Source organism: Luteibacter sp. TLI7-4A, from assembly GCF_056754745.1.
Window position 1 is genome coordinate 347,750 of record NZ_JBPGWO010000001.1, and the last position, 26,113, is coordinate 373,862.

The 26,113-nt window shown below is 66.2% G+C and carries 21 protein-coding genes; 20 read left to right on the forward strand and 1 reads right to left on the reverse strand.

Going from position 1 to position 26,113, the window contains the following annotated elements; genetic code table 11:
* Positions 1–212: 212 nt before the first annotated feature.
* Positions 213–389 carry a hypothetical protein gene (locus ACR9Y6_RS01615; RefSeq protein WP_481279700.1) on the forward strand — a complete coding sequence of 59 codons (177 nt, stop codon included), beginning with the start codon at positions 213–215 and terminating at the stop codon, positions 387–389.
* A 171-nt stretch (positions 390–560) separates the two neighbouring features.
* Here ACR9Y6_RS01615 and ACR9Y6_RS01620 read toward each other — a convergent pair whose 3' ends face one another.
* Positions 561–1,583: a magnesium and cobalt transport protein CorA gene (locus tag ACR9Y6_RS01620; protein ID WP_481282670.1), complete on the reverse strand. Its 1,023-nt coding sequence runs from the start codon at positions 1,581–1,583 to the stop codon at positions 561–563.
* Positions 1,584–1,815: 232 nt separating this feature from the next.
* On the opposite strand from ACR9Y6_RS01620, the gene tssB reads away from it, so the two are divergent.
* The 19 genes from tssB to ACR9Y6_RS01715 are packed head-to-tail and all read left to right on the forward strand — an operon-like array spanning position 1,816 to position 26,105.
* Entirely contained in the window at positions 1,816–2,328 is a 513-nt protein-coding gene (gene tssB, locus ACR9Y6_RS01625; protein ID WP_429199523.1) for a type VI secretion system contractile sheath small subunit, read from the forward strand.
* Between the two features lie 3 nt (positions 2,329–2,331).
* Positions 2,332–3,825 carry a type VI secretion system contractile sheath large subunit gene (gene tssC / locus ACR9Y6_RS01630; protein ID WP_481279701.1) on the forward strand — a complete coding sequence of 498 codons (1,494 nt, stop codon included), beginning with the start codon at positions 2,332–2,334 and terminating at the stop codon, positions 3,823–3,825.
* Between the two features lie 28 nt (positions 3,826–3,853).
* Positions 3,854–4,360, forward strand: coding sequence for an Hcp family type VI secretion system effector (locus ACR9Y6_RS01635; protein ID WP_429199525.1), 507 nt, complete (start codon positions 3,854–3,856; stop codon positions 4,358–4,360).
* A 7-nt stretch (positions 4,361–4,367) separates the two neighbouring features.
* Positions 4,368–4,871, forward strand: a complete 504-nt coding sequence (gene tssE / locus ACR9Y6_RS01640) for a type VI secretion system baseplate subunit TssE (protein WP_481279702.1) — start codon at positions 4,368–4,370, stop codon at positions 4,869–4,871.
* A gap of 5 nt (positions 4,872–4,876) precedes the next feature.
* Positions 4,877–6,742 (forward strand): type VI secretion system baseplate subunit TssF, encoded by a 1,866-nt coding sequence (gene tssF / locus ACR9Y6_RS01645; RefSeq protein ID WP_481279703.1) that lies wholly within the window; start codon positions 4,877–4,879, stop codon positions 6,740–6,742.
* Entirely contained in the window at positions 6,706–7,743 is a 1,038-nt protein-coding gene (tssG, locus tag ACR9Y6_RS01650) for a type VI secretion system baseplate subunit TssG (RefSeq protein WP_481279704.1), read from the forward strand. Before tssF ends, tssG begins: the two co-directional genes overlap by 37 nt.
* Positions 7,740–10,406 carry a type VI secretion system ATPase TssH gene (gene tssH / locus ACR9Y6_RS01655; protein ID WP_481279705.1) on the forward strand — a complete coding sequence of 889 codons (2,667 nt, stop codon included), beginning with the start codon at positions 7,740–7,742 and terminating at the stop codon, positions 10,404–10,406. Before tssG ends, tssH begins: the two co-directional genes overlap by 4 nt.
* Before the next feature lies 1 nt (position 10,407).
* A complete protein-coding gene (locus tag ACR9Y6_RS01660; RefSeq protein ID WP_481279706.1) occupies positions 10,408–11,007 on the forward strand; it encodes a hypothetical protein in 600 nt (199 codons plus the stop codon).
* Positions 11,008–11,021: 14 nt separating this feature from the next.
* Positions 11,022–11,660 (forward strand): hypothetical protein, encoded by a 639-nt coding sequence (locus tag ACR9Y6_RS01665; RefSeq protein WP_481279707.1) that lies wholly within the window; start codon positions 11,022–11,024, stop codon positions 11,658–11,660.
* A 7-nt stretch (positions 11,661–11,667) separates the two neighbouring features.
* Complete coding sequence (locus tag ACR9Y6_RS01670; RefSeq protein WP_481279708.1) at positions 11,668–13,632, forward strand: type VI secretion system Vgr family protein; 1,965 nt, start codon at positions 11,668–11,670, stop codon at positions 13,630–13,632.
* Entirely contained in the window at positions 13,629–14,174 is a 546-nt protein-coding gene (locus tag ACR9Y6_RS01675; protein ID WP_481279709.1) for a DUF6931 family protein, read from the forward strand. Before ACR9Y6_RS01670 ends, ACR9Y6_RS01675 begins: the two co-directional genes overlap by 4 nt.
* Entirely contained in the window at positions 14,171–15,505 is a 1,335-nt protein-coding gene (gene tagH / locus ACR9Y6_RS01680; RefSeq protein ID WP_481279710.1) for a type VI secretion system-associated FHA domain protein TagH, read from the forward strand. The genes ACR9Y6_RS01675 and tagH overlap by 4 nt, the downstream gene beginning before the upstream one ends.
* Positions 15,502–16,842: a type VI secretion system baseplate subunit TssK gene (gene tssK / locus ACR9Y6_RS01685; RefSeq protein WP_481279711.1), complete on the forward strand. Its 1,341-nt coding sequence runs from the start codon at positions 15,502–15,504 to the stop codon at positions 16,840–16,842. Before tagH ends, tssK begins: the two co-directional genes overlap by 4 nt.
* A gap of 4 nt (positions 16,843–16,846) precedes the next feature.
* Positions 16,847–18,151, forward strand: a complete 1,305-nt coding sequence (icmH, locus tag ACR9Y6_RS01690; RefSeq protein ID WP_481279712.1) for a type IVB secretion system protein IcmH/DotU — start codon at positions 16,847–16,849, stop codon at positions 18,149–18,151.
* On the forward strand, positions 18,148–21,564 hold the full coding sequence (gene tssM, locus ACR9Y6_RS01695) for a type VI secretion system membrane subunit TssM (RefSeq protein ID WP_481279713.1): 3,417 nt from the start codon (positions 18,148–18,150) through the stop codon (positions 21,562–21,564). The genes icmH and tssM overlap by 4 nt, the downstream gene beginning before the upstream one ends.
* Positions 21,561–22,172 carry a type VI secretion system-associated protein TagF gene (gene tagF, locus ACR9Y6_RS01700; RefSeq protein WP_481279714.1) on the forward strand — a complete coding sequence of 204 codons (612 nt, stop codon included), beginning with the start codon at positions 21,561–21,563 and terminating at the stop codon, positions 22,170–22,172. The genes tssM and tagF overlap by 4 nt, the downstream gene beginning before the upstream one ends.
* Complete coding sequence (locus ACR9Y6_RS01705) at positions 22,169–22,894, forward strand: PP2C family protein-serine/threonine phosphatase (RefSeq protein WP_481279715.1); 726 nt, start codon at positions 22,169–22,171, stop codon at positions 22,892–22,894. Before tagF ends, ACR9Y6_RS01705 begins: the two co-directional genes overlap by 4 nt.
* Positions 22,894–25,782, forward strand: coding sequence for a bifunctional serine/threonine-protein kinase/formylglycine-generating enzyme family protein (locus ACR9Y6_RS01710; protein ID WP_481279716.1), 2,889 nt, complete (start codon positions 22,894–22,896; stop codon positions 25,780–25,782). Before ACR9Y6_RS01705 ends, ACR9Y6_RS01710 begins: the two co-directional genes overlap by 1 nt.
* On the forward strand, positions 25,782–26,105 hold the full coding sequence (locus ACR9Y6_RS01715; protein ID WP_481279717.1) for a hypothetical protein: 324 nt from the start codon (positions 25,782–25,784) through the stop codon (positions 26,103–26,105). The genes ACR9Y6_RS01710 and ACR9Y6_RS01715 overlap by 1 nt, the downstream gene beginning before the upstream one ends.
* Positions 26,106–26,113 lie beyond the last annotated feature (8 nt).

The following is a 26,113-nucleotide window of genomic DNA, read 5'->3' on the forward strand; positions in this document are numbered from 1 at the left end:
GGGCATATGGGTTTACGGTGGCATGACACGCCTTTACCAGATATTCGGGATTAGGCTCGCTCATTGTTTTGGCTTGTTCCTGGACACACCAAGCAGCCACGCTCTGGTAGTCATTAGGCGGCGGTGAGGAGCACCATTGGCTGCTTGCTAGTGCCTCATGTCCCCAGAGGAGCATCCATGTAGCAATCAGACCTAACACCGACCTTCGTGCCATGAAAATCGAACGGCGCGTCGACTCGCCGTTGAAAAACGCGGATGTCATGAATTCCCCTTGGTTCGCCATCGATATTACGACGGGTATTGATTATGCAGAGCATAATATCCATCGCTGGGGAATGTCTGTAAGGGAAACCTTACAGGATTTGCAGGAGTTGGCTTTGACCAAATGACAAGGTTCAAGTCAGACGTATCTAGTGCCCTCTTTGACTCGGGCGACCATAGGATGGTCGCTACGCCAATGCGATAGATAGCCAAGCCAGAGCTGCATTCCGTTCAATCATTTGTAGTCCTAGTCGATGCTTGGGCTGTCAGGGTCCCAGCATCTCCTCACAACAGTGCAGTCAAAACCAACGATTCCGCTTCAAAGCAATAAAAATCCCACCCACAATACAAGCCACCAAACACGTAATGGCCGGATAAGCCCAAGGCTTATCCAACTCCGGCATGTGCGCGAAGTTCATTCCATACCAACTCGTAATCAACGTAGGCGCCGCCAACATGGCCGCCCACCCGGCGAGCTTCTTCATCACCTCGTTCTGCCCGAAGGTGACAAGCGCGAGGTTCACGCTGATCGCCGCACCCAGCATCTCGCGCATCGCCGAAATCGATTCGTTGACGCGAAACACATGGTCGTAGATATCACGGAAATAGGCGCGCAACTCATCGTGGATAAGATGCGGATGCAGTCGTGTCAGCTGCGCTACGAGATCCTGCAGCGGTACGACCGCCAGGCGCAGGGTCATCAGTTCACGCTGCATGTCGTAGAGGCGCTTGATGGTCTGGCGGTTCAGCGTTTCGGCGAATATATCGTTTTCGAGTTCGTGCAACTCTTCCCGGAAATCGCGAACGATCGGTAGGAAATTGTCGACGATGAAATCCAGCACGGCGTAGAGCGCATAACTTGGCCCCATCGCCAGAAGCTCGGGCGTTTGCTCGCAGCTGCGTCGCGCCGGCGCATACGATAACGAGGCGCCGTGGCGCACCGTCACGAAGTAGCGCTGCCCGACGAAGATCTGCGTTTCACCGAAGGCGATGTTGCCGCCGACCAGCTGCGCCGTCTGCGCCACGATGAACAGCGAGTCGCCGTAGGCCTCGATCTTGGTGCGCTGGTGTGCGTGCTGGGCATCTTCGATGGCCAGGTCGTGCAGGTCGAATTCCTCCTGCAGCTTCAGCAGCAAGGCCTCGTCGGGTTCGTGCAGGCCCACCCAGACGAACGTATCCGGCTCCTTCAGCACGTCGCTGATGGCTTCGATGGTGATGTCGCCGATGCGTTGCCCGTTGTTCCGGTAGGCGACACAGTTGACGACCATGCCGCCCGAGACAGGGGCGGATGCGACTTCAGGGAGGATCGAGACGGATGCCATGGCGGGCATGATGCCGGTCGGCATGTGACGCGGCAATGCGTTGCAGCGCGGAGCCGTGGCGGCCCGGCACCGGAAAGTTGCATCGCGAGGCATCACATCTCCTTATGCCTCATATACCCACGAACGATTTCAGCTCCTGACGGCACTGGCCGACAATGGCCGCTCGATTGACGGTATGAAATAAAACTGTCAAGCCGATTCATTGCATCTATTGCAGCCGTAGGAAAAAACGATGGCCAAGCAGAGCAGCCAGAAATTCATCGCCCGCAACCGCGCGCCGCGGGTCCAGATCGAGTACGACGTCGAGCTCTACGGGGCCCAGAAGAAAGTCAGCATCCCCTTCGTCATGGGCGTGATGGCCGACCTCTCCGGAGCGAGCGCGGGTGACCTGCCTCCGGTGGAAGAGCGCAAGGCGCTGGAGATCGACGCGGACAACTTCAACGAGCGCCTGGAATCGGCCCGGCCATCGCTCGCCATCGGCGTGCCCAACACGCTGACGGGCGAGAACAGCCTGAACGTCGAGTTGACCTTCGCCCATCTCGACGACTTTTCCCCCGCGGCGATCGCCCGAAACGTGGAGCCGCTGGCGAAGCTGCTTGAGGCACGCACCCAACTGGCCAACCTCGGTACCTACCTGGACGGCAAGGCCGGTGCGGAGAAGCTGATCGCCCAGGCGATACAAGACCCTGCCTTGCTGGCGGCCCTCGCCGCCGCGCGCCATCCCACCGATTCGCAGGAGGGCTGAGCCATGGCCACGCAACAGACCCAGGCCGCCGAGGCACTCGTCGACACCGTCGAAGGCAGCGACTTCGCGGCCCTGCTCACCAAGGAATTCCGTCCGAAGAGCGAGCGGGCCCGCGCCGAGGTGGAGTCCGCCGTGCGTACGCTGGCCGAGCAGGTGCTCGACCATGCCGATATGGTCTCCGACGACGTCTCCCAGACGATCAACGCATATATCGCGGAGATCGACCGCAAGCTCACCGAGCAGATCAACCTGATCCTGCACCACCCGGAATTCCAGAAGCTGGAAGGCACCTGGCGTGGCCTGCATCACCTCGTGACCAACACCGAGTCGGACACGCAGCTGAAGATCCGCGTGATCAACCTGTCGAAGAACGAGCTGGGTCGCACGCTGAAGCGCTACAAGGGCACGGCATGGGACCAGAGCCCGGTTTTCAAGAAGATCTACGAAGAGGAATACGGCCAGTTGGGTGGCGAGCCCTATGGCTGCCTGATCGGCGATTACTACTTCGACCATAGCCCGCAGGACGTGGAGCTGCTTCGCGGCATGTCGCAGGTCGCCGCCGCCTCGCATGCGCCGTTCATCGCCGCCGCCGCCCCGGGCCTTCTCGGCATGGATGGCTGGAACGAACTCGCCAATCCGCGCGATCTCGCGAAGATCTACACCACGCCCGACTACGCCGCCTGGCGCTCGCTGCGTGACAGCGAAGATGCGAAATACGTCGCCCTCACGATGCCGCGCACGCTCGCCCGCCTGCCTTACGGCGCGAAGACCGACCCGGTCGAGGATTTCGACTTCGAGGAAGACACCGGTGGTGCCGATTCCTCGAAATACACCTGGCAGAACGCCGCCTACGCGATGGGCGTGAACATCAACCGTTCGTTCAAGCAGTACGGCTGGTGCACGCGCATCCGCGGCGTCGAGTCGGGCGGCATCATCGATAACCTGCCGGCGCATGTCTTCCCGACCGACGATGGCGGCGTGGACATGAAGTGTCCCACCGAGATCGCCATCACCGACCGCCGTTCGGCCGAACTCGACAAGATGGGCCTGATGCCGGTCGTGCACCGGAAGAACTCCGACATGGCCGCCTTCATCGGTGCGCAGTCGCTCGCGCGTCCCGAGGAGTACGACGATCCGGATGCCACGGCCAACGCCGCGCTCAGTGCGCGCCTTCCCTACATGTTCGCCTGCTCGCGCTTCGCGCATTACCTGAAGTGCATCGTGCGGGACAAGATCGGATCGTTCAGCACGCGTGAGCAGATGGAGAACTGGCTGACCAGCTGGATCCTCAACTACGTCGACGGCGATCCCGTGAACTCCAGCGAGGAAACCAAGGCGCGCAAGCCGCTCGCCGCGGCCCAGGTGGTCGTGGAGGAAGTGGAGGGCAACCCGGGTTACTACACCTCGAAGTTCTACCTCAAGCCGCATTACCAGCTGGAAGGCCTGACCGTATCGCTGCGTCTGGTCGCCCGCCTGCCTTCCGGCAAGGCCGCCTGATTCCACATTCCTTTGAGGAAAGCGTTCCATGGCATACGACATGCACATCAAGTTCGGCCCCGGTCAGGTCTCGATCGAGGGCGCGTCCAACCACGCCAAGCACAAGGGCCAGGTGCCGATCATCGCCTGGGCGTGGGGCGCCAGCAATTCCGGAAACCTGCATACCGGCGCTGGTTATGCCTCGGGCGGCAAGGCCAACGTGCAGGACATCACGATCACGAAATTCGTCGACTCCTGCTCCAACGCGCTGCTCAACGCCTGCTGCACGGGTGCGCGCGTGGACAGCGCCACGCTATACGTGACCAATGCCACGGGCGAACAGACCGACTTCCTCACCATCGAGTTGAGCGAGGGAGTGATGGTCACCTCGGTGTCCACGGGTGGCAGCGGTGGCGACGAGCGCCTCACCGAGAACATCACCCTGCATTTCGGCAAGTTCAAATACTCGTTCCAGCCGCAGAACGACAAGGGCAAGGCGGAGGGCGGCACCAAGGACTTCACCTACGATATGCAACAGGTGAAGGGTCAGGCCTGATCCACCCATGGCCGAGCTGACCACCCAGGAGCGGCTCCAGCCTTCGTTGCTGGACCGCCTTCGCGACGACGAACCGCATGTGACGGAGGAAAGCCGCGAGAAGCGCGTCATGACCGCGGCGCGCCTGCGCGAGTACGTCGTGCGCGACCTGGGCTGGCTGTTCAACTGCACGCGGCACTGGTCGCCCGAAGACCTGGTGGGGCTGCCGTACGTGGAGGACTCCGTCCTCGACTACGGCGTCCCCGATCTCACCGGTGCGGCCATCGCGGGCATGGACATCGAATCGCTGAGCCAGCGCCTGCGCGCCGCGATCGTCGCCTTCGAGCCACGGCTCGACCCGGCCACGCTGCATGTCGACGTGCAGGCGGACACGACACGGATGGACCGCCTGACGCTGTCCTTCCGGATCGAGTCGACGATGTGGGCGCAACCGTTGCCCCTGAATCTCTACCTGAAGACCGAGGTCGATCTGGAAACCGCACGCTTCAGCGTTTTCGACGGCCTCGGCTGAGCATCATGGACCCCCGACTGCTTCACTACTACAGCCAGGAACTCCAGCACGTCCGCGAGACGGGCGCGGAGTTCGCGAGCGCCTATCCGAAGATCGCCGGCCGCCTGGGCATGGAGGGCATGGAGTGCGCGGACCCCTATGTGGAGCGTTTGCTGGAAGGCTTCGCATTCATGGCCGCGCGCGTGCAGATGAAGCTGGACGCACAGCATCCCGTGTTCACCCAGCACCTGCTGCGCATGCTTTACCCGCATTATCTCGCTCCGGTCCCCTCCATGACCGTGGTGGAGATGACGCCTGACAGCGCGGAGAGCCTTCCGGTGGACGGACACCTCGTCCCGCGTGGCAGCGCGTTGCGCAGCCAGATCGGTTTCGGCGAACGGACCGCCTGCGAATACCGCACCGCTCACGCCGTCACCTTGCTGCCGCTGGAGCTTCGCGAAGCGCGTTACCTGGCGAGTACTGCGGCGATCGCGGCCGTGGGGGTGTCGCCCCCCGCAGGCACATCTCCCCGCGCCGCTTTGCGACTGCGCTTCCAACTCGGCGCAGGCGCGCGACTGGACGCGCTGTCGTTCGACGAGTTGCCCCTGTTCTTCGCCGGCGGCGGGGACCTGCCCGGGCTTCTCTATGAGCAGGTGCTGGGCAACGGCCTGGGTTTCTCCGTCATCGCCGGCGATACGAACCGCTTCGTCGAGCAGGTGCGCATCGAGGCACGCGGCTTCGCGGACGACGAAGCCTTGCTGCCGGTCTCCGATCGCTCGTTCAGCGGCTATCGCTTGTTGCAGGAATACTTCGCCTGTCCGCAACGCTTCCAATTCGCGGCGTTCACCGGCCTGCATCGCGTGCTGCAACAGTCTTCGGCGAGTGAGTTCGATATCGTCGTGTGGCTGGATCGCTCGGTACCACGGCTGGACAACGCGGTCGATGCGTCGTACCTGCGCCTGTTCTGTACACCGGCGATCAATCTGTTCCCCCGACGCGCCGATCGCATCCATCTTCGCGACGGCGCTGTCGAGTACCACGTACTGGCGGATCGGGCGCGCCCCATGGATTTCGAGGTCGTCGAGGTCGACGAGGTCCAGGGTTTCGGCGACAGCCAGGAGCCGGAGCAGAGCTTCCACCCCTTCTACGGCGGGCAGGATCGCACGTGGCACGATCCCGCGGCCGCGTTCTACACGCTGCGCCGCGAGCCACGTCTTGCCTCCACGCGGCAACGTCGTGACGGCCCTAGGTCGAGCTACACGGGCGGCGAAGTGTTCCTCTCCCTGGTCGACGGGCGCGAGGCGCCTTATGCCAGCAGCCTGCGCCAGGTCGGCATGCGACTGCTTTGCAGCAATCGCGATCTGCCGCTGCACATGCCGGTGGGAAAGGGACGCACGGATTTCCTGCTCGACAGCGACGCCCCGGTGCGCAGCGTGCGCTGCCTCGCCGGACCCACGCGCCCCCGGCCCGCGATCGCGGAAGGGCAGGCGGCCTGGAAGCTCATCAGCCACCTGCAGCTCAATTACCTGTCACTGCTGGAACACGAGCAGGGGGCGATGGCGCTGCGCGAGATGCTTTCGCTTTACAGCGACGAGAACGATGCGGCATCGCGTCGCCTCGTCGAAGGCGTGCGTGACGTGCGTTCCACGCCGATCGTCCGCCGCCTGCCGATCGCCGGTCCGGTCACGTACGGACGCGGCCTGGAGATTCGACTCACCTGCGAGGAGCGCGCCTTCGAAGGCACCGGCACCTTCCTGTTCGGCTCCATCATGCAGCACTTCTTCTCGAGGTACGTCTCGCTGAACTCGTTCACCGAAACCGTACTGCATACCCTGGAACGCAACGAGGTAGCCCGGTGGACGGCTCGATCCGGCACGCGCCCGATCCTGTAGCGCTGCTCGAAGCGATACGCGCCGAACCGGCTTCCTTCGACTGGTTCGATGCGTTGCGCCGTATCGAGTGCGTATACGACGATCGCCCCAGGCTTGGCCATTCGATCCGGCCGGCGGACGATCCCGTGCGCCTGGCGCACACGCCTTCGCTCGCCTTCCACCCGCGCAGCATCGATCGCGTGGAAACAGAAGGCGGGAAGCCGCGCGTCCATAGCCTGATGCTCGGGTTGTGGGGACCGAACGGCGGTTTGCCCTTGCATCTCACCGAATACGTGTTAGAGCGCGAGCGCACGGCGCGGGACCGCACGTTCACGGCATTCGCGGACGTGTTCCACCACCGCATGCTGAGCTTCTTCTATCGCGCCTGGGCCGACGCACAACCCACCGTCCAGATGGACCGCCCCACCGAGGACGCCTTCGCCGGTTTCCTCGGCGCATTGTCGGGCATCGGCATTCCCGCACTGACGGAACGTGATGCGTTGCCTGACCGTTTCCGCCGGTACATGGCAGGGCGCGTCCTGTCCCAGGCGAGGAATGCCGAAGGTCTTGTCGCCTTCCTCGCCGCCTTCTTCGCCGTGCCCGTAAGAATCGAGGAATTCGCGGTGGCCTGGCTCGTCCTCCCGGAGGACGGGCGTCTGCGCATGGGTGGCGGCATGGCGACGCTGGGTACCGCGACGGTGCTGGGTACAGCCGTGCGCGATGCGCAGCATCGGTTCCGGATTCGCATCGGCCCGGTAGGCCTGTCCGACTACCGTCGCTTCCAGCCGGGTGGCGAGGCACTGCGTGAACTCGTCGCCGCGGTCCGCTTCTATGCGGGCGACGAGAAGGACTGGGACGTCCAGGTGATCCTCCGCCGCGACGAGGTGCCCCTCACGCACATGGGTCGCTCGGGACGGCTCGGCCTGTCGTCCTGGATGGGCCGCTTCCCTGGCCCCGGCGATGCCGACGACCTCGTGCTGCAACCCCTTTCCCCATCGAATCGCCCAAGGATGCCGTCGTGACCGACATCAGCCGTGCCGCCCTGTTCGGCAAGCTCAACGCCATCGCCTACAAGGCGATCGAAGGCGCCACCGTGGCGTGCCGCCTGCGTGGCCACCGCGAGGTGGAACTCGTGCACTGGTTGCAGCAGATCCTCGGTCTGGCGGACTCGGACCTGCACCGCATCGTCCGCCACGCGGGAATCGAGCCCTCGCGTCTCGCCCGCGACATCACCGACACGCTCGAGCGCCTGCCCGGCGGCGCCTCCTCGGTGAGCGACCTGTCGGCGGATATCGAGGAAGCCGTCGAGCGCGCCTGGGTGTATGCGACCTTGCGTTTCGGTGAAGCACACGTGCGCACGGGCTACCTGATCGCCGCCATCGCGCGAACGCGACGCTTGCGGCATGTGCTGACCGGTATCTCGACCGAGTTCGAAAAGCTGCGCGCCGAGGCCCTTATCGACGACCTGCCGCGCATCGTCGCCGGCTCGCCGGAGGATCGCCTCGGCGCCAACGACGGGTTCCGCATCGATGGGCGGCCAGGCGGTGACGCCAGCGAGCCGGTCCCGGCCGCGCTCGGCAAACGGGAGGGTTTGCAGCGTTACACGATCGACCTCACCGAGCAGGCGCGTACCGGCAAGATCGACCCCGTCGTCGGCCGCGAGGAGGAGATCCGTCAGGTCGTCGACATTCTCATGCGCCGGCGGCAGAACAATCCCATGCTGGTCGGTGAAGCCGGCGTCGGCAAGACAGCCGTCGTCGAAGGCTTCGCACGGCGCATCGCCGAAGGCGACGTGCCACCCGCGCTTCGCGAGGTGGAATTGCGCGTGCTCGATGTCGGCCTGCTGCAAGCCGGCGCGAGCATGAAGGGCGAATTCGAGAGCCGGCTGCGCCAGGTGATCGACGAGGTGAACGCCTCGGAGCGCCCCATCATCCTGTTCATCGACGAAGCGCACACCCTGGTCGGCGCGGGTGGCGCGGCGGGCACGGGCGACGCCGCCAACCTGCTGAAGCCCGCGCTCGCCCGCGGCAACTTGCGCACGATCGGCGCCACCACCTGGGCCGAATACAAGAAACACATCGAAAAGGACCCTGCGCTGACCCGGCGTTTCCAGACGGTGCATGTCGGCGAGCCGGACGAAGCGCGCGGCGTGCTCATGTTGCGCACCGTGGCGGGCGTGATGGAGGCACACCATGGCGTGCAGGTGCTCGACGAAGCGATCGAGGCGGCGGTGAAGCTCTCGCATCGCTACATCCCGGCGCGGCAGCTGCCCGACAAGGCCGTGAGCCTCCTGGACACGGCATGCGCGCGGGTCGCCGTGAGCCAGCATGCCATTCCGGCGGCGGTGGATGACTCCCGCAAGCGCATCCAGGCGCTCGAAACGGAGCTGGCCATCATCGTGCGTGAAAAGACGGTGGGAATCGACGTGGCCGACCGCGAGTCCGCCGTCACGGTGAAGCTGTCCGACGAGCGCATGCGCCTGGATGCCCTCGAAACTGATTGGGCGGAGGAGAAGCAACTCGTCGGCCGGGTGCTCGCCCTGCGTGCCCGGCTGCACGAGGAAGGCGCGCTCGATGAGTCCGGCCGGGTGGCCGCGCTGGACGAACTGCGTCTCCTGCAAGCCAGCCTGGCCGAACGGCAATGCGAGACGCCGCTGGTCCTGCCCAGCGTGGACCAGCAGGCGGTGGCTACCGTGATCGCCGACTGGACCGGCATTCCCGTCGGCCGCATGTTGCGCAGCGAACTGGAAACGGTGATGAACCTCGGCAGCCTCATGGCGCGTAGGGTCATCGGCCAGGACCACGCGATGGAAACGATCGCCCGGCGCATCCAGACGTCTCGCGCGGGCCTTGACAATCCCGATAAACCGATCGGCGTCTTCCTGCTCGCGGGCACCTCCGGCGTGGGCAAGACGGAGACGGCGCTGGCGCTGGCCGAGACCCTGTATGGCGGTGAGCACAACCTCATCACCATCAACATGAGCGAGTTCCAGGAGGCGCACACGGTCTCCACGCTGAAGGGGGCGCCGCCGGGCTACGTGGGCTATGGCGAAGGCGGGGTGCTGACCGAGGCCGTGCGCCGCAAGCCTTATTCGGTGGTGCTGCTCGACGAAGTGGAGAAGGCCCATCCCGATGTGCACGAGATCTTCTTCCAGGTCTTCGACAAGGGGGTGATGGAGGACGGGGAAGGGCGGACCATCGACTTCCGCAACACCCTGATCATCCTGACCAGCAACGTCGGTACCGATACGATCGCAAGGCTGTGCGGCCGCGAGGGCCGCGTACCCGATCCGGAGGAAATGACGAGCGCGCTGCGGGCGCCCCTGCTCGATGTGTTTCCGCCGGCCCTGCTTGGGCGCCTCGTGACCATTCCCTATTACCCCTTGAGCGCGTCCATGCTGGAACGCATCGTCCGCCTGCAACTGGAGCGCATCAAGCAGCGCGTGCAGTCGCGCTATCGCGTGCCCTTCGCGTACGACGACGAGGTGGTCGGCAGGGTCGTCTCGCGCTGTACCGAGGGCGAATCCGGCGGCCGCATGATCGACGCCATCCTGACCAACACGATGCTTCCCGATGTCAGTCGCGCCTTCCTCGAACGAACGATGCGAGGCGAAGTGGTGAAGCGAGTGGAGGTGGGCGTCGCGGATGGCGGTTTCACCTACCGGTTCGAAGACGGGGCGCACTGATATGACGATATCGCTGACATTGACGCCCGAGGCCTACTCGCGCTTCCTGGTCGCTTTCCGGCAGGCGAATTTCGCGAACGTTCCGGCCGGGTCGGAGATCGACGTCTCGTATGTCGACGACGAGGGGCTGGGCCACTCGTATTTCTATCACACGCCGAATTTCGAATTGTTCGCGTACAGCCACGGAAATGGCTCGCGCATCGTGCTCACCGACTACAACTACAAGGAAAAGGACCTGGTCGGAAAGGCCGGGCGCGACGATTTCAAGCACGCGCTGGCACGTGGCGCTGGTGGCGGAACACAGATGAATCCGGACCTTGCGAAGGTGGTGGCGCTGACCTCCGAGGCGGCCCGGTCGCGGCTGGTCGAGAAGATCATGCGCGGCGTGGTCGGCAACCGCCAGATGGCCGATCTTCCCGCGCTCAAGAAGGTGTTCAACGACTACAGCAAGGTCGCGACATTCTGCCGGTACCGGTTGGCGTCGAACAGTTACTCGCCCACGTGGCGACCCATCGATGCCAGCGACTACTTGCGCTACTACACGCACAAGGATTTCAGCGGCGATCGCCAGAAAATGTTGAACAACATCTACACGCTGTAGTTGGGGACGTACTCATGGCCAACGGAAATCATGTCTTCAACGACTTCGAGAGCTGCATCGTCTCGTGCTTCGTCCTGCTCCTCGAGCAGTACAAACTGGAGCGTCACTTCAACGCGTTGAATGGAAGCGGGGGTGACATGGCGGAAGGGCGCCGTGTCATGAACTCGAAGTTCGCCGCCTCGTATCCCTTGCTGCTGGAGATAAGGGCGCATCCGCGCATGAGGGAACGAAGCTGGATACAGGATGACGAGCGCGTGGAGGCGAACGACCACAATTCGATCGAGTTCGGCAAGAAGGCGAAGGATTTCAAGGACGTTTTCTATAAGTGGGTTTGCGGCGTGCCCGCCGACCCCATGATGGCCTGGCGCGACATGGTGAACGCGGGCCAGGACCCGGCGGCGCGCAAGGGGTTCATCGAGGGAAGCTCGCTGGCGCAGGCGCCGAAGAGCGGCGATGCGCGAAAGGAACTGTGCAGGCAGGTGGAACTGTTCATCCGTGGCGACCTCACGCGGCTGGTGGCGAAGTGGCTCGTCGCGATCAGGCAGGACCTCTCGACCGCGGGGGCGGTGGAGTATGCCGGCGACGAGACCGCCTGGCGGAATGTCCTGCGACGCGGGCTCGCCGGCTGGTCCGCCGAACCGTCGGCTCGTTGACCCGGCCATGGCGCATGCCATCACCCTTTCGTCCCGCATGGGAGATGCCCTTTTGTTCGCCAACATGACGGCGAAGGAAGAGCTCGGTCGGTTGTTCGACCTGCGCATCGAAGCGATCAGCAAGAACGCGCAGGCCGACCTGCGTGCACTCCTGGGTACGCCGATGACCGTGAAGATGGTCACGCCGCAAGGCGTCGTCCGCTACTTCAACGGCATCGTCGCCGAGGCGGAGCAGGGCGCCTTCATCAGCATCCAGAACGTTCGCTATGCGGTCTATGCGTTCCGCGTCGTGCCGACGCCCTGGCTTCTCCGGCAAACGTCCGATTGCCGCATCTACAAGGGCAAGACGGTGCCGCAGATCGTGCGCGAGGTTCTCGCGGAGTTCGGGTACGGCGACGTGCGGCTCGCCCTGGGCGCGAGCTATACGGCTCGCGAATACTGCGTGCAGTACCGCGAGAGCTACTTCGATTTCATCAGCCGGTTGATGGAGCAGGAAGGCATCTATTACTTCTTCACCCACGCATCGTCCAGCCACACGATGGTGCTCGCCGACGCGCTGGGCGCTCATGCGCCTCGGCCGGGGTTCGAGACGCTTCCCTATGCGCCTCCCACCGAGCGCGGCCATCGGATGAAGGCATCGGTCAGTGACTGGCACGTCGCCCGCAGCGTGAATCCCACGCGCGTACGCATGGACGACTATGACTACCAGAGACCCAGGGCCTCGCTGCTTGCGAACGAGCCGGTGACGGACGGACCCGATATCCATGCCGTGCCGGGGCTGGAAATCTACGATTACCCATACGGGTCGGTGGGCCATGCCCAGCAGATGGCGGACGGCCAGCGTTTCGCCAGGGTCCGTGTCGATGCGCTCAACGTCGCCGACGCGATCAGCGAAGGGTCCACGGACGCGGTCGGCCTGGCGACCGGGGATCTCTTCACCCTGAAGGACTTCCCTCTGGCGGATGCGAACCAGGAATACCTGGTGATCGGTTCGACGACGCGCATGGTCGAAGTGGATTACCAGGCGGGCGGCGTGGAGCCGGATGCCGACGAGGCGCCCTTCGCCTGTCGCTTCCGTGCCATCCGTAGCCGGCAGCCTTTCCGTTCGGCACAGGTCACCCCGCGTCCGTCCATCGCGGGCGTGCAGACGGCCGTCGTTTACGGTCAGGCCGATGAAGACATCCAGGTGGATTCACTCGGACGCGTGCAGGTGACCTTCTTCTGGAATACGCCGGGCAAGCCGAAGTCCGACCAGTCCTGCCCCGTGCGTATCGGTTCGTCGTGGGCTGGCAAGCGCTGGGGCGCGCAGTTCGTTCCGCGCGTGGGGCAAGAGGTAGTGGTGGCCTTCCTCGATGGCGACCCGGACCGGCCACTGATCATCGGCAGCGTCTACAACCAGGACCACCAGCCGCCGTATCCGTTGCCGGAGCAGAAGACCCGCAGCGGTGTCGTCAGCCGCAGCCTGATGGGCTCGGCGGGCGAGGCGAACGAGATTCGCTTCGAAGACCGCAAGGGCGCGGAAGAACTGTTGCTGCACGCCCAGCGAGACCTCCGCCACGAGGCGGAGAACGATCACATCAGCACGATCGACCGCGATGAAACGACCGCGATCAAGCGCGATCGCAGCCACGACATCGGTCGTGACGACAGCCTGCGCGTGGGCCGTCGCTTGCGTATCGAAGCCGGGGAGGAGATCGAACTCGTCACCGGCCTCGCCCGGATCGTGCTGAGGCGGACCGGCGAAATCGAGATCGCCGGCACGACGTTGCGCCTGACCGGCACCGGCGCGTTGAACCTCACGGCTGGAGGCGCGGCGTCGATCACGTCGGGGGCGGCGGTATCGCTGACCGCGGGTGCCACGGTGACGGTGAACGCCACCGCCGCCATCGCAGTCACCGCGGGCGCGGCCTTGATGCTTTCTTCCACCGCTGGACCGGCCGTGCTCAAGGGCACGCCGCCATTGCTGCTATGACCACGACAACGACCAGTATCACCGGGGCCGCCACGGACATGGGCCTGGACGCGGCCGCCATGGCGCGGTTGAGCAACGGAATGACCCCGCGGGCCGCGGTGCAGGCCTTGCTCGACGGTGACCACGCGGGCGCGGCGTTGCGCTTGCAGATGCGCCTGTTGCCGCGTGGCTACGTGGTGCCCTGGTTGTGCCAATGCGCCGCCGGCGTGGCGATCGCCGAGGAAGACCGCCCCGGGCTGCATCTCGCCGAGGCGTGGTTGCGCGATCGTGACGAGGCCAACCGGCGCAAGGCGCTCGCCTATGCGGCCAGCCGCCACTACGTCGGCGCGGGCGCCTTGATCGCCGCCAGCGCGGGATGGTCCGAGGGCTTCCTGCTCGATGCCTCGGGCAAGGAAGTCGCCCCCGTCGCCGCACACCTGATGGCGGTCGTCGCCGCAGGCGCCTTGTTGACCCTTGCCGCGGCCGGCGACGACTTCGACGCGCGTTGCCGCGCCTTCGTCACATCGGCCCTTGGCCTGCTCCGATCGGAGGATTCCGTATGAACCGTTATGCCGGACCCAGCCTGGTCCTCTCCGTGCTCGGCGCACGTACCGAGGAAATCGCCGACCGGGCGTCGGTGCGCGTGGAAGGGAGCGACCTCACCATCGGTCGTGCGGAGCAGTGCGATTGGGTGCTCCATGCCCACGGTGTTTCGCGACAGCATGCGGTCGTACGCCATCTCAATGGCCTGTACTTCCTGGAGGACCGCAGCACCAACGGCATGTTGCTCAACGGCACGCCTCTTCGCGGCGGCGAGCCGGCGCTGCTTGGCGACGGCGACCTCGTCCAGATCGATACGTTCGAAGTCCTCGTCGCCATCGAGTCGCCTGTCGAGCAGGTGGCGCGAACCACGGCGCGGCGCGAAACGCGTGACATCGCGGATACCGCGCCTGCCGTTCGGCCGCCGGCGCCGGCGATCGACGTCGCGCAGGCACCGTCACTATCTCTGGTTCCGGGCGAGGGAGGCGCGACTGCGTCACTCGACCCGCTTGCATGGTTCCAGACCGTATCGCCCATGGGCCTGGACGAAGCGCGGTCGACCGTCGGTTCCCCGACACCCTGGAGCCATGTGTCGCCGATGGACGAACATCTCGTCGTGCCGCGTGTGGACCACGACGCCGTGCCCCGTCCGACGGCGGTGCTACCGGAAAACTGGGACAGGACACGGAGCCTGTTCCGCGAGCCGGTGCCGGACCCCGTGTCGACAGCCACCGAGGCACCTGTCGCCGAAATGCCAGTCTCCGAGGTACCCGTTGCCGTGGACGCGAAGGTCGAGGCCCCGCCATCGCCCGTTTCGTCACCATCGCCATCCGGCACGACACATGCCGCTGTCGAGCCGCTCTTCCTGCTCGTCCTGGAGGGCGTGATGGATGTCCTTCGTGCGCGCGCGGAATTGAAGAACGGTTTCCGCATGCCCGCCACGCTGATCCGCCGGACGGAAAACAATCCGTTGAAGTTCGCGCCCACGGCGGGGGAAGCCATGGCTCGCCTGCTCGCGGCGCCGAACGAAGCCTTCCTCTCGGGCGAAGCGGCCATCGTCGACGCGATGGACGATATCCGCCTCCATCAGGTGGCCTTGCTTTCCGGCGTACGCGCCGCCTTCGACGACCTCATCGCCCAGTTCGACCCCGCACGCTTCGAAGACGAGGGAGGTTCGCGCCGATCGCGTTTCCTGCCCGGTGCGGGGAAAGGCGCGTGGGATCGCTACCGCGCGCATTACCAGGGCCTGGCCGCCGATCCCGACGAACGGTTTCGTCGCCTGTTCGGCGACGAGTTCGCACGGGCGTATGAAGACCAGCTGGCACGCTTCAAGAGCGACGGAGCCGCACGATGACCTCGTTCAACAAGGTGGTGTGGAGCGAAGGACTGTTCCTTCGCCCGCAGCACATGCAGCAGCAGGACCGTTACACGGAGCGCTACATCGAATTGCGGGCGGCCACGCTGCGCCCGCATCCATGGGGCTTCGACGAACTGGAACTGGAGCGGGACCTGCTGGCCATCGGCAAGCTCGGCATTCGTCGCGCGCGCGGCGTCTTTCCCGACGGCACGCCGTTCTCCATGCCCGATCGCGATCCCTTGCCCCCACCGCTCGACATCGATCCGAACTGGCGCGACCAGGTCATCCATCTCACCTTGCCCTTGCGTTCGGCGACGCAGGCCGAAAGCGTGTGGCCCGACACCGCGTCGCCAGGGCAATTGGCGCGCTTCCGCGTTCGCGAGGCCGAGGTGGCCGATGCGTCGGGCAGCACCACCGGAACGGTGATGCTCGAGGTCGGCGGGCTCAGCGCGCGGCTCGTCGCCGCCAGCCAACCGCGCGAGGGCCTGGTCGACCTGCCTCTGGCGCACCTCGTCGAATGCCGCGCCGACCGCCGCGTGGTGCTCGACGACGGCTTCATTCCCAGCGCCTTGTCCTGTCGTGCCTCGGCGAGCCTGAGCCTGTTCCTCACCGAGTTGCTGGGCTTGCTGCATCAACGCGGCGAGGCGTTGGCCGCACGCGTGGCCGGCAACGATCGCACCAGTACCGCCGAGCTGTCGGATTTCCTCATGCTCCAGCTGGTCAACCGTTACCAGCCCCAACTGGCCCATCTGGCCGAGGCGCCGCTCCTGCATCCGGAAGACCTCTACCGGATGTTGCTCGGCATGGCGGGGGAATTGGCGACCTTCACCACGCCAGGCAAGCGCAGCGACGTCTTCCCGTCGTATCGCCATGAGCGTCTGCGCGAGAGTTTCGAGCCCTTGATCGATGCGTTGCGCATGAGCCTCAGCGCCGTCCTGGAGCAGACGGCGATCCCGGTACCGCTGCAACAGAGGAAGTACGGAGTATGGGTGGGCACCGTCGCGGACACGACGCTGTTCGATGGCGCCGCTTTCGTGCTCGCCGCCAAGGCGGACATCGCCGCGGCGGACATGCGCCGCCGGCTGCCCTCGCAATCGAAGATCGGGCCGGTCGAGAAGATCCGCGATCTCGTCAACCTGCAATTGCCCGGCATCGCCGTGGCGTCGATGTCCAGTGCGCCGCGCCAGATCCCGTACCACGCGGGCTACCAGTATTTCGAACTCGACAAGGCCTCGCCGATGTGGAAAACCCTGCGCACGTCCGGCGGCGTGGCGCTGCATTTCGGTAACGGTTTCGATGGGCTCGAACTCGAACTGTGGGCGGTGAGGAACTGATTCGATGACGACCGACGAGAGGCCGGGCTATCGCCCGGACGACGCGACCATCGTGCGTCCGAGTGCCGCGCGTGAACCGTCACCCGCGCCGCTACGGAGTGAACGCGAGCCAGGGTGGCAAACCGCCGCCGCGCCGCAGGAATTGCCCATGGCGGGCGGCAACCCGCTGGTGCGGGCGGCCAATCCGTTGCTCCTGCTTGCCGCGCAATTGCGCAACAGCGCCGAACCACCGGACGCCGCGTTCCTGCGCGAGCGCGCCATGACTTCGATCCGCCGCTTCGACGACATGGCGGCGCGCGCCGGCGTGGACGCGCCGACAGGCGTGGCCGCGCGTTACGTCCTGTGCACGATGCTGGACGAGGCGGTGCTGGATTCGCCCTGGGGTGACCAGACCGGATGGCAGCGCCAGACCCTGCTGGTGACCTTCCATGGCGAGACCTACGGCGGCGAGAAGTTCTTCGCCATCCTCGACCGCCTCGCCCAGGACATGGTTCGCCACATCGACCTCGTCGAGATGATGTACCTGTGTCTCGCGCTCGGTTTCGGCGGGAAATACCTCGTGGAGCCCGGCGGCATGTCGCGGCTCGCGGATCGCCGTGAGGATCTCTACCGGCGGATCATGGCGTATCGTTCCGCCGCTCCCGCCGAGTTGTCGCCACGATGGCGTGGCCTGGACCGGCCGCTCGTGCCGAGGCGTGGCATGCCGGTGTGGATGGCGGCGCTGGTGGCGCTATGCATCGTCGCCGGTACGTGGGTCTACCTTCACGGCCGCCTCAACGGGATCACCGATCCGGTGAGTTCGCGGCTTGCCGCCATCGGCCTGCACGGCGTGCCGCTGCCAGCGACCGGTACACCGGCCAGGCCCCCAGCCGCGAGCCTGCGTCAGTTGCTCGCCAGCGACGAGCGCAGCGGGGCGCTGGCCATCGACGAGAAGCCGGACGGCCAGGCGACGCTACGCCTCGCCGCCACGAACATGTTTCCCTCGGGCGGCGCGGACGTGGCACCGGAGCAGGCGGCGCTGCTGTCCCGTGTCGCCCGCGCGCTCGACCAGTTGCGTGGCCGCATCGTCGTCGTGGGTCATACGGATGACCAGCCGATCCGGTCGCTTCGCTTCAAGGACAACTTCGAACTGTCGGCGGCACGCGCGCGCAACGTCAGCGCCATCCTAAGCCGCGACCTGCGCGATCCACGTCGCCTGGAATCCAGCGGAGCCGGTGCCTCGCAACCGGTCGCGACACCGCCCGACCTGCCCGCCAACCGCGCGCGTAACCGTCGCGTCGAGATCCTGTTCATGCCGGAGGCCGGATGAAGACCCTTGCCGACCTGTTCCATGCGTCCTGGATACGTGCGCTGCTCGGCATCGCCCTGTGTGCATCGTTGATCGGATTCGGTGGCCCGTATCTCGGCATCGGCGATACACAGCCACTGGCCAGCGTCACCTCGCGGGTCGTGGCGATCGCCGTGGTGGCCGGCGTGTGGATCGGTGTCCTGATCGGACGTCGCTGGCTCGCTGCCCGTCGCAGCGAGCAACTCGGCGCAGAACTCTCCTCGCAACCCGACGGGGCGCGTGCGGATTCCGATGCGCGCGCGCGTGCCGAGCGTGAAGCCTTGCGCCACCGCTTCGCCGAAGCCATGGCCGTGCTGCGCAAGCGTCGCGATGGCGGTGGCGACCTGCGGGAACTGCCGTGGTACCTGCTCATCGGCGCGCCGGGCTCGGGCAAGAGCACCCTGCTCGAGCACTCGGGCTTCGAGTTCCCATTGCTCGGCGGCATGGGCCAGCGTTCACTCGGAGGCGTCGGTGGCACGCGCGATTGCGATTGGTGGTTCACCGATCGCGCGGTGTTCCTCGACACCGCGGGCCGTTATACGACGCAGGACTCCGATCCGCATGCCGATGCCTCGGCGTGGACGGGCTTCCTCGGCCTCTTGAAGCGTCATCGCCGGCGTCGACCGGTGAACGGCATCCTGCTTACGATGAGCGTCGCCGACGTCCTGACCATGACGGATGCCGAGCGGCAGCAGCATGCGCAAAGGCTGCGCGGACGTCTCGACGAGATCGGCACCCAGCTCGGCGTCGTGGTGCCGGTGTACATGATGTTCACCAAGTGCGATCTCGTGGCGGGCTTCATGGAGTTCTTCGATGCGCTCGACCCGGCAGGGCGCGCCCAGGTATGGGGCACGACCTTCACCGCCGCGCAAAGCGTGCAGGGTGGCGCGCCGGCGTTGCTGGGTGCGGAATTCGACGTCTTGCTGGAGCGGATCGACGAGCGCGTGATCGAGCGGATGCACGCCGAGCGCGACGTGCGCAGGCGGGCACGGATACTGACCTTTCCGCAGCAGTTGCGCGCATTCCGCGAAGCGGCCTTGCCGCTGGTCTCGACGGTCTTCGGCAGCCATGCCTATGGACGGCCGCCGCTCTTGCGCGGTGTGTACCTCACGTCGGGCACGCAGGAAGGCACACCGATCGATCGCGTGCTCTCGGCGGTCGGACGTTCCTTCGGTATGCACGCCGCCGCGCCGGTATCCGTCCGCGCGCAGAGGCGAACGTACTTCATCGAGCGGTTGTTGAAGGAAACGATCCTGCCGGAGGCGGGCTTCGTCGGTGCCGACCCGGCCGCATGGCGTCGGCGTCGCCTGGCCGAGGCGGCGGCGATCGGTGGCATCGGTGTGCTGGGCGCCGTTCTCGTGGTCGGCATGGCGACGAGTTTTGGCCGTAACGCCGATTACGTCGCGCGTGTCGACCAGGCCTTGCACGACTTCCCCGGCGATGACGTGGGTACGAAGCCGGCATCGTTGCGCCAGTACTACGCGCAGGCGTTGCAGCGCCTCGACACGCTGGAGCGTGCCGAGCAGGTGGCGGGGCAGGTGCGCGATCGGACGCCATGGTCCATGCGCTTCGGACTGTTCCAGGGTGACGCGGTTTTCGATGAAGTACGAGGAGCGCATGAGCGCGAGTTCCAGGCCAGCGTCGTTCCGGGACTCGCGTTGCAGTTCCGTGACGATTTGCGTGGCCTTGCCGGCGACCCGCAACAGCTCTACTACGTACTCAAGGGTTACCTCATGCTCGGCGATACCAGCCATCGCGATAGCGACCAGCTCGTTCTGCTGGCCGGCGAGCGATGGCGCGAGGTGTTTCCCGATGAGGACAGCCTCGTGCAGGCTTTGGAAGGTCATTTCCGCATCCTCTTCGATGGGCACGACAAGATGCGGGCCTTGCCGCTCGATCACTCCCTGGTCGAAGCGGCCCGCGCCACGTTGCGCGCGGCGGACCTGGCGACGCTGGTTTACGGGGGAGTGAAAATCGACGGCGCGTCGCGTCGCGATGCGCCGGTGCGGCTGGATCGCATCCTGGGGCTGCGTGGCGATGTATTCCGCCGTCGCAGTGGCGCGCCGCTGTCCAGGCCGTTACCGGCGTTGTTCACGCGGCCGGTGTTCACCGCGATGGTGCAGACGGCACCTGCCTCGGGTGGCGGCCCGGGTGGCGGGATCGCCAGCGCGGTGGATCGCTTCGTCGCCGACGGCTGGGTGTTCGGCGCCACGGCGGCGGACCCCTTGCGGCGCGTGTCGCTCGTCGCCCAGGTGCGCGCGCTTTATGTGGCCGACTATATCCGTGCGTGGGATGACCTGCTCGGTGATCTCGAGCTGCAACCCGTGAGCAACGTGCAGGAAGCCAGCGGCGTGGCCGCAAGACTGGCTGGCCCGGGTTCGCCGCTGAAGGCGCTGCTGGCGCTCGTGCGCGACAACACGGGCGGTACGGACGATGGCGCGTCCGCGCCGATCGTCGAACACTTCGCCGCGCTCAACCAGTTGACCGATGGCGCGGTCGGCGCGACCCCACTGGACCATACCCTCGGCACGCTCGACCAACTGAGCAAGACCCTGCTGAGCCTGAATCCGGCTGCGGATGCGATCGGCCGTCCCGATCCCACGCTCGCCGCCGCGCGGCTCGAAGCGGCGCAGTTGCCTCCGCCGCTATCCGGATGGGTGGGTAGCCTCGTGGGCAGCAGCCAGTCCCTGGTAAGCAAGGGTGCCAGCGGCGCGTTGGCCGATGGCTTCCGCGAAGCCGCCGGTGCCGATTGCACACGCTTTGTGCAGGGGCGCTACCCCTTCGCCGCGACGCGTGGCAACGATATACCTCTGCAGGACTTCGCCGCCTTGTTCGGCAACGGTGGCCGCTTCGACACGTTCTTCCGGCAGACCTTGTCGCGCGTCGTGGACAGCGGCGGGTCGTCATGGACCTTCCGTGATGCCGACAGCGCGAAGGCTGGAGCCGGGGTGCTCGCCGAGGCGCAGCTGGCGGACACGATCCGGCAAGTGTATTTCCGCGATGGGCCGCAACCGCAGGTCGGTTTTACCGTTTCGATCGCGACGCCACCGGTCGGCATCGATCGGCTGACGATCGAAGTGGATGGCCAGACCTACGAGTACAAGGCCGGCCAAGCGCCGGTGTCCGTCGCGATGCAATGGCCTGGTCCGAAGCCCGGCCTGACACGCATCAGCGCCTGGGACACGTCCGGCAAGCCGCTCCCGGTGCTGGAGTATCCGGGCGAATGGGGTTTGTTCCATGCGCTCGACGCGGCGTCCCTGCAACGGCGCACGGAGACCCGGTTCGGCGCGGACTTCGGCTTCGGCGCGACACATGCGAACGTGGACATCGAGGCGGCGAGCTTGCATAACCCGTTCGGCGATAGCAGCGTGCGTCGTTTCAGGTGCCCCGCATGAGCGCGGGAATCGGCAACGAGGTCTGTGGGTTCCACGGCAAGCTTCCGCTGCTCGGCGACTTCGTTCAGCGTCGACTTCCGCCGGAATTCGTCGAACCGTGGGACCGGGCATGCCGCGAGGCGATGGCCGGCCTCGCCGGCAACCTGGGCGAGAGTTGGCGGAAACGCTGCCTGGCGACACCGGTATGGCGCTTCGCACTCGCGACGCATGTATGCGGGCCGAACTCCTGGGTGGGCGCCGTCGCCCTCTCGTCGGATCGGGTCGGCCGCATCTTCCCCCTGGTGCTTGCGGCATCGGTCGCGCCGACGGCGAACGGATGGCCTCGATGGCCGGTGCCGGCATGGTTCGACGCGGCCGAGGCGGCCGTGAGCGAAGGCCGGGAGGGCGGATCGTTGACGGATTTCGAGCATGCGGCTCGCGCGCTCGCCCATCCGGCATGCATGGCTTCCCCGCCATGGACGGTGGCGGACGGCAGCCCCGTGCGCAGCGTCTGGTGGCGCGGCCAGGACGCGCGTGGAGGCTTACCGCTACGCGGGTTGCCAGGCGCCGCCGATTACCTGGGCCTTATCGACGGCAGCGCTGCCGAAAGCCACGAGGAAACCGAGTGACCTTGCCCTATCTCTCCGCCGGTCGCACCGAAACCGGCCACGTGCGGCGGCACAACGAAGACGCGATCCTGGTCGCCGACGATCTCGGGCTCTGGGTCGTCGCCGATGGACTCGGCGGCCACAGCGCCGGCGACGTCGCCAGCGGCATGATCGTCGACAGGCTGCGCGGGTTGCCGCGAATCGACGATGTCACCGATTTCATCGATGCGATCGAGGACGAACTCCAGCGTGTGAACCGGACGTTGCGTTCGGTCGCGCGCGAACGCCGTGTCGATGCGATCGCCTCGACGGTGGTGGTACTCGTGCACACCCGCGACATGGTGTTGTGTGGCTGGGTGGGCGACAGCCGGGCGTACTGCTACGAAGGAGGACGCCTGCGGCTCCTCACGCGCGATCACGTGCACGGCGATCGCGGCGACGAGACGCGCTTCGGCGTGGCGACGCCGGTGGCTTCGGGCGTGCTCACCCGCGCCGTCGGTGCCGAGGATCGCCTCTACGTGGATTGGACGTTGACCCAGCGGCGCAGTGGCATGCGCTTCGTGTTGTGCTCCGACGGCATCAACAAGGAACTCACCGACGAAGACATCGAGGCATGTTGCCGGCGCCATGCGGACCCCGCGGCGCTGCTCGCCAGCCTGGTCGACGGTGCGCTCGGGCGCGCCGGTCGCGACAACGTATCGGCCGTGGTCGTGCGGCTGGAAGAAACCGAGGAAACCTGTTGATGAGCCAGCATGACGACGATGAGACACGAGTGGTTCCGCTGCGTGCGGTGACGCCGACGGCAGGGCAGGACGACGCGACCGTGGTCAAGCCGCTACATGCGGCGGCGGGTGGCGAGGGAACGGCCACCGGCTCGTCCTCGCTGGGCACGGGAGACGGGGGCTGGCGGCGCATCGCCGACCTGGCCCAGGGCGAGAAGATCGCCGTGGGCAGCCTGTTGAAGGGGCGCTTCCTCATGGAGCGGGAACTCGGGCGAGGCGGCATGGGCGTGGTCTACCTCGCTCGCGACGAGCGCAAGGTGGAGGCGCGCGATCGCGATCCCTATGTCGCGGTGAAAGTGCTCAACGATGAATTCCGCAAGCATCCGGACGCGCTGGTCGCCCTGCAACGCGAAGCCCGTCGCGCACAGCAGGTGGCCAATGACCATATCGTACGCGTCTACGATTTCGACAAGGACGGCACCAACGTCTTCATGACGATGGAGTACGTGGAGGGCAGCGACCTGCGCTCCCTCATCCGCGGCAAGGCGCGTGACGGCATGCGCTTCGACGAGGCATGGCCCCTGATCGAAGGCATGGGCGAGGCGCTCCGGCGTGCACATGCCGCCGGTATCGTCCATTCGGATTTCAAGCCGGGCAACGTCATGGTGACCGCCAGCGGCGTGGCCAAGGTTTTCGACTTCGGCATCGCGCGTGCGGGCAAGCTAGGTGTCGACGCCGGCGACGACCGCACGGTATTCGATGCCGGTTCGCTCGGCGCGATGACGCCGGCGTATGCGAGCCTTGAAATGATCCAGGGCAAGCCACCGTCCGCCAGCGACGACATCTATGCGTTCGGTTGCGTGGTCTTCGAATTGCTCACCGGCCGGCATCCCTTCGACAAGGACAACGCCGAGGAAGCGATGAACGCGGGCAAGCGTCCACCGCCGGTAGCGGGCCTCGACAAGCGCCAGTACAAGGCGTTGTGCGACAGCGTCGCGTTCACCAAGGACAAGCGAAGCCCGGACATCGACGTGGTGCTGGCCGGCTTGCGCAAGCGGCGCTGGCGTGAGCGGGCGACGCCGTGGCTGATCGTGGCGGGCCTCGTCCTGGTCCTGTCGGTCGCTGGGGCGTGGGTGGCGGCGATGCAGGTGGAACGCAGGCACGTGGCCGAGACGCTGCGCCGGTTCGCCCCTGGCCAGGCGGATGGCTTTCGTGACGAAGACCAGGTTCGCGGCGCGCTGGCCGCGCTCGATGGTGACGAGCGCCGCCGCATCGTGGTGGACGGCGCGGAGGCGATCGACGGATTCCTCGTGCGCCTGCTCGCCACGCATTGGGACCCTTCGCATGGCCGTCTCGATTACCCGGGGGCCATGGAGACATTCCGCCTCCGCGCGGACCTGAAGACGTTCGCGCCGAAGCTCGACCGCCGGCGCGAGGAGGTCGCGCACGAGCGGGATGACGTGTTGAACCGTCTGGACACATCGCTCAGCCAGGCGATCCTCGCGGGGCGCCTGTTCGGCGATGGCGCCGATGATGTTCCCGCGATTCTCGGCCAGATCCGCAAGATCGATCCGGAGAGCCGTCTCCTGGTGAACCCCGAACTCGAGTTGAAGCTCGACTCGGCCGTTGGCGATGCGATCGCATCGGGCGATATGAAGGCGGCCGCCGATCGGTTGGCGGCGGCGCGCCGGCTATATCCCTCGTCCACGCGGCTTGCTGCGCGCAGCATCGCGCTGGCTCCGGCCTCCTCGTCGGTGCCGGCCGCGGCATCCTCCGCCCCGGCGGTGCCTCCGGACCTGCCGCGCGCCGAGCACGAGGCCCGCCTCGAATCGCTGCGCCGCGCGACGGCGGCCAACGATCTCGACAAGGCGATCGAAAGTTTCCAGCAGCTTCGCCAGATCGACGGTGGCAACGTCGACACCAACGACGAGGCGGCGAACCTGCTGACACATGGGTTCCTGGAAGCCGCGCGCGAGGCGTGCCGCGGGGGGCGATGGAAAGAAGCCGCGGGACGCATCGACAGCGCCCTCGCGATCATCGGCGAACGCGACGACCTGCGCAGGGCGTTGACGCGTTACGACCTGGCCACGGCCGTGATGACCGCGGCGAAGGCGCCGGTGGTATCACCCGCCGATCAGGACGAGCTGCGTCGCCGTCTTGCCGCGGTGAAGGAAGCCGATCCGGATGGATTGAAGGACCTGGAAACGGCCATGGTGGCTTCGAAGGCATTGCCGGAAGGCTCGCTGGAGTCGGTGGTGAAAAAGCTGCGCTCGACACCCGCGGTCGTCACCCCGCCCGATCCGTGCGCACGGCGTGGACTTGCCGGAACCGCGCGCGAGTGCTTCGATACCTTCGCCGTCGGCGCGTATGGACCCGCGATGGTGGTGGTGCCGTTCGGTCGCAAGCCATTCGCCATGACCCGCACCGAGATCACCGTGGGCAACCTCGATCAGTTCTGCCGCGCGACGCGCACCTGCGCGATCTCGCGAGGTATCGCCGCTGGCGAACCCGCGCGCTCGATTCCCCTGGCTTTCGCGCAGCGTTATGCAGCATGGCTGTCGCAAGTCAGCGGGCACACATATCGCTTGCCGACCGACGACGAATGGTCGTTCGCAGCCCATGCCAACGCCGCGTGGGATAGCAAGGAAGGGAACTGCGGCGCGCCTTCCTCGGGTATCGGTCGCTTGCTCAAGGCGCCCGACTTCGGCACGAAGGGCATCGCCAATCCATGGGGGCTCGTCGACATGACCGGCGGTGTATGGGAGTGGGTGACCAAGGGCGGTGCGTTCGCCACGCGGGGCGGCAGTTACCGCAGCGGACCGGACGCCTGCTCGGTCGACACGGTGCGGCCGAGCGACGGATCGGCCGAGCGCGATGTCGGTTTCCGCCTGGTGAGGGAGATACGCTGATGGAGTGGGATGTGATCGTGAACCGCGAACTGGCGGCCCTGAACGCCGCGTACAGCGATGCACGCATCGATACACACGAATACCGGCTGCGCCGGCGCATGCTCCTGCGTTCGGCCATGCGCCGGCGCGGCGCGTCGATCCACACCTTGCGCCGCCCGGCCGGCCCGGCACCGGCGGCGCCCGCGTTCCCGCAAGCGTTGCCGATGCGCCGCGCCGGTGCCGCGCGTACGTCGCGGCGGGCGGCCCTGTGGCCGTGGTGGATTGCCGGCGCGGCGCTAGCTTGCGCCCTGGCGGCCATCGCGTACCGTTCGTCGTCGCTTTGACCGGAGGT

Excerpts from the sequence above, each read along its gene's own strand:
- ACR9Y6_RS01615 (WP_481279700.1), top strand. The coding sequence starts at position 213 with ATGAAAATCGAACGGCGCGTCGACTCGCCGTTGAAAAACGCGGATGTC.
- tssK (WP_481279711.1), top strand. The coding sequence starts at position 15,502 with ATGACCTCGTTCAACAAGGTGGTGTGGAGCGAAGGACTGTTCCTTCGC.
- ACR9Y6_RS01670 (WP_481279708.1), top strand. The coding sequence starts at position 11,668 with ATGGCGCATGCCATCACCCTTTCGTCCCGCATGGGAGATGCCCTTTTG.
- tssC (WP_481279701.1), top strand. The coding sequence starts at position 2,332 with ATGGCCACGCAACAGACCCAGGCCGCCGAGGCACTCGTCGACACCGTC.
- ACR9Y6_RS01635 (WP_429199525.1), top strand. The coding sequence starts at position 3,854 with ATGGCATACGACATGCACATCAAGTTCGGCCCCGGTCAGGTCTCGATC.
- ACR9Y6_RS01710 (WP_481279716.1), top strand. The coding sequence starts at position 22,894 with ATGAGCCAGCATGACGACGATGAGACACGAGTGGTTCCGCTGCGTGCG.
- tssF (WP_481279703.1), top strand. The coding sequence starts at position 4,877 with ATGGACCCCCGACTGCTTCACTACTACAGCCAGGAACTCCAGCACGTC.
- tssM (WP_481279713.1), top strand. The coding sequence starts at position 18,148 with ATGAAGACCCTTGCCGACCTGTTCCATGCGTCCTGGATACGTGCGCTG.
- ACR9Y6_RS01715 (WP_481279717.1), top strand. The coding sequence starts at position 25,782 with ATGGAGTGGGATGTGATCGTGAACCGCGAACTGGCGGCCCTGAACGCC.
- ACR9Y6_RS01620 (WP_481282670.1), bottom strand. The coding sequence starts at position 1,583 with ATGGCATCCGTCTCGATCCTCCCTGAAGTCGCATCCGCCCCTGTCTCG.
- ACR9Y6_RS01665 (WP_481279707.1), top strand. The coding sequence starts at position 11,022 with ATGGCCAACGGAAATCATGTCTTCAACGACTTCGAGAGCTGCATCGTC.
- icmH (WP_481279712.1), top strand. The coding sequence starts at position 16,847 with ATGACGACCGACGAGAGGCCGGGCTATCGCCCGGACGACGCGACCATC.
- tagF (WP_481279714.1), top strand. The coding sequence starts at position 21,561 with ATGAGCGCGGGAATCGGCAACGAGGTCTGTGGGTTCCACGGCAAGCTT.
- ACR9Y6_RS01660 (WP_481279706.1), top strand. The coding sequence starts at position 10,408 with ATGACGATATCGCTGACATTGACGCCCGAGGCCTACTCGCGCTTCCTG.
- ACR9Y6_RS01675 (WP_481279709.1), top strand. The coding sequence starts at position 13,629 with ATGACCACGACAACGACCAGTATCACCGGGGCCGCCACGGACATGGGC.
- tssE (WP_481279702.1), top strand. The coding sequence starts at position 4,368 with ATGGCCGAGCTGACCACCCAGGAGCGGCTCCAGCCTTCGTTGCTGGAC.
- tagH (WP_481279710.1), top strand. The coding sequence starts at position 14,171 with ATGAACCGTTATGCCGGACCCAGCCTGGTCCTCTCCGTGCTCGGCGCA.
- tssB (WP_429199523.1), top strand. The coding sequence starts at position 1,816 with ATGGCCAAGCAGAGCAGCCAGAAATTCATCGCCCGCAACCGCGCGCCG.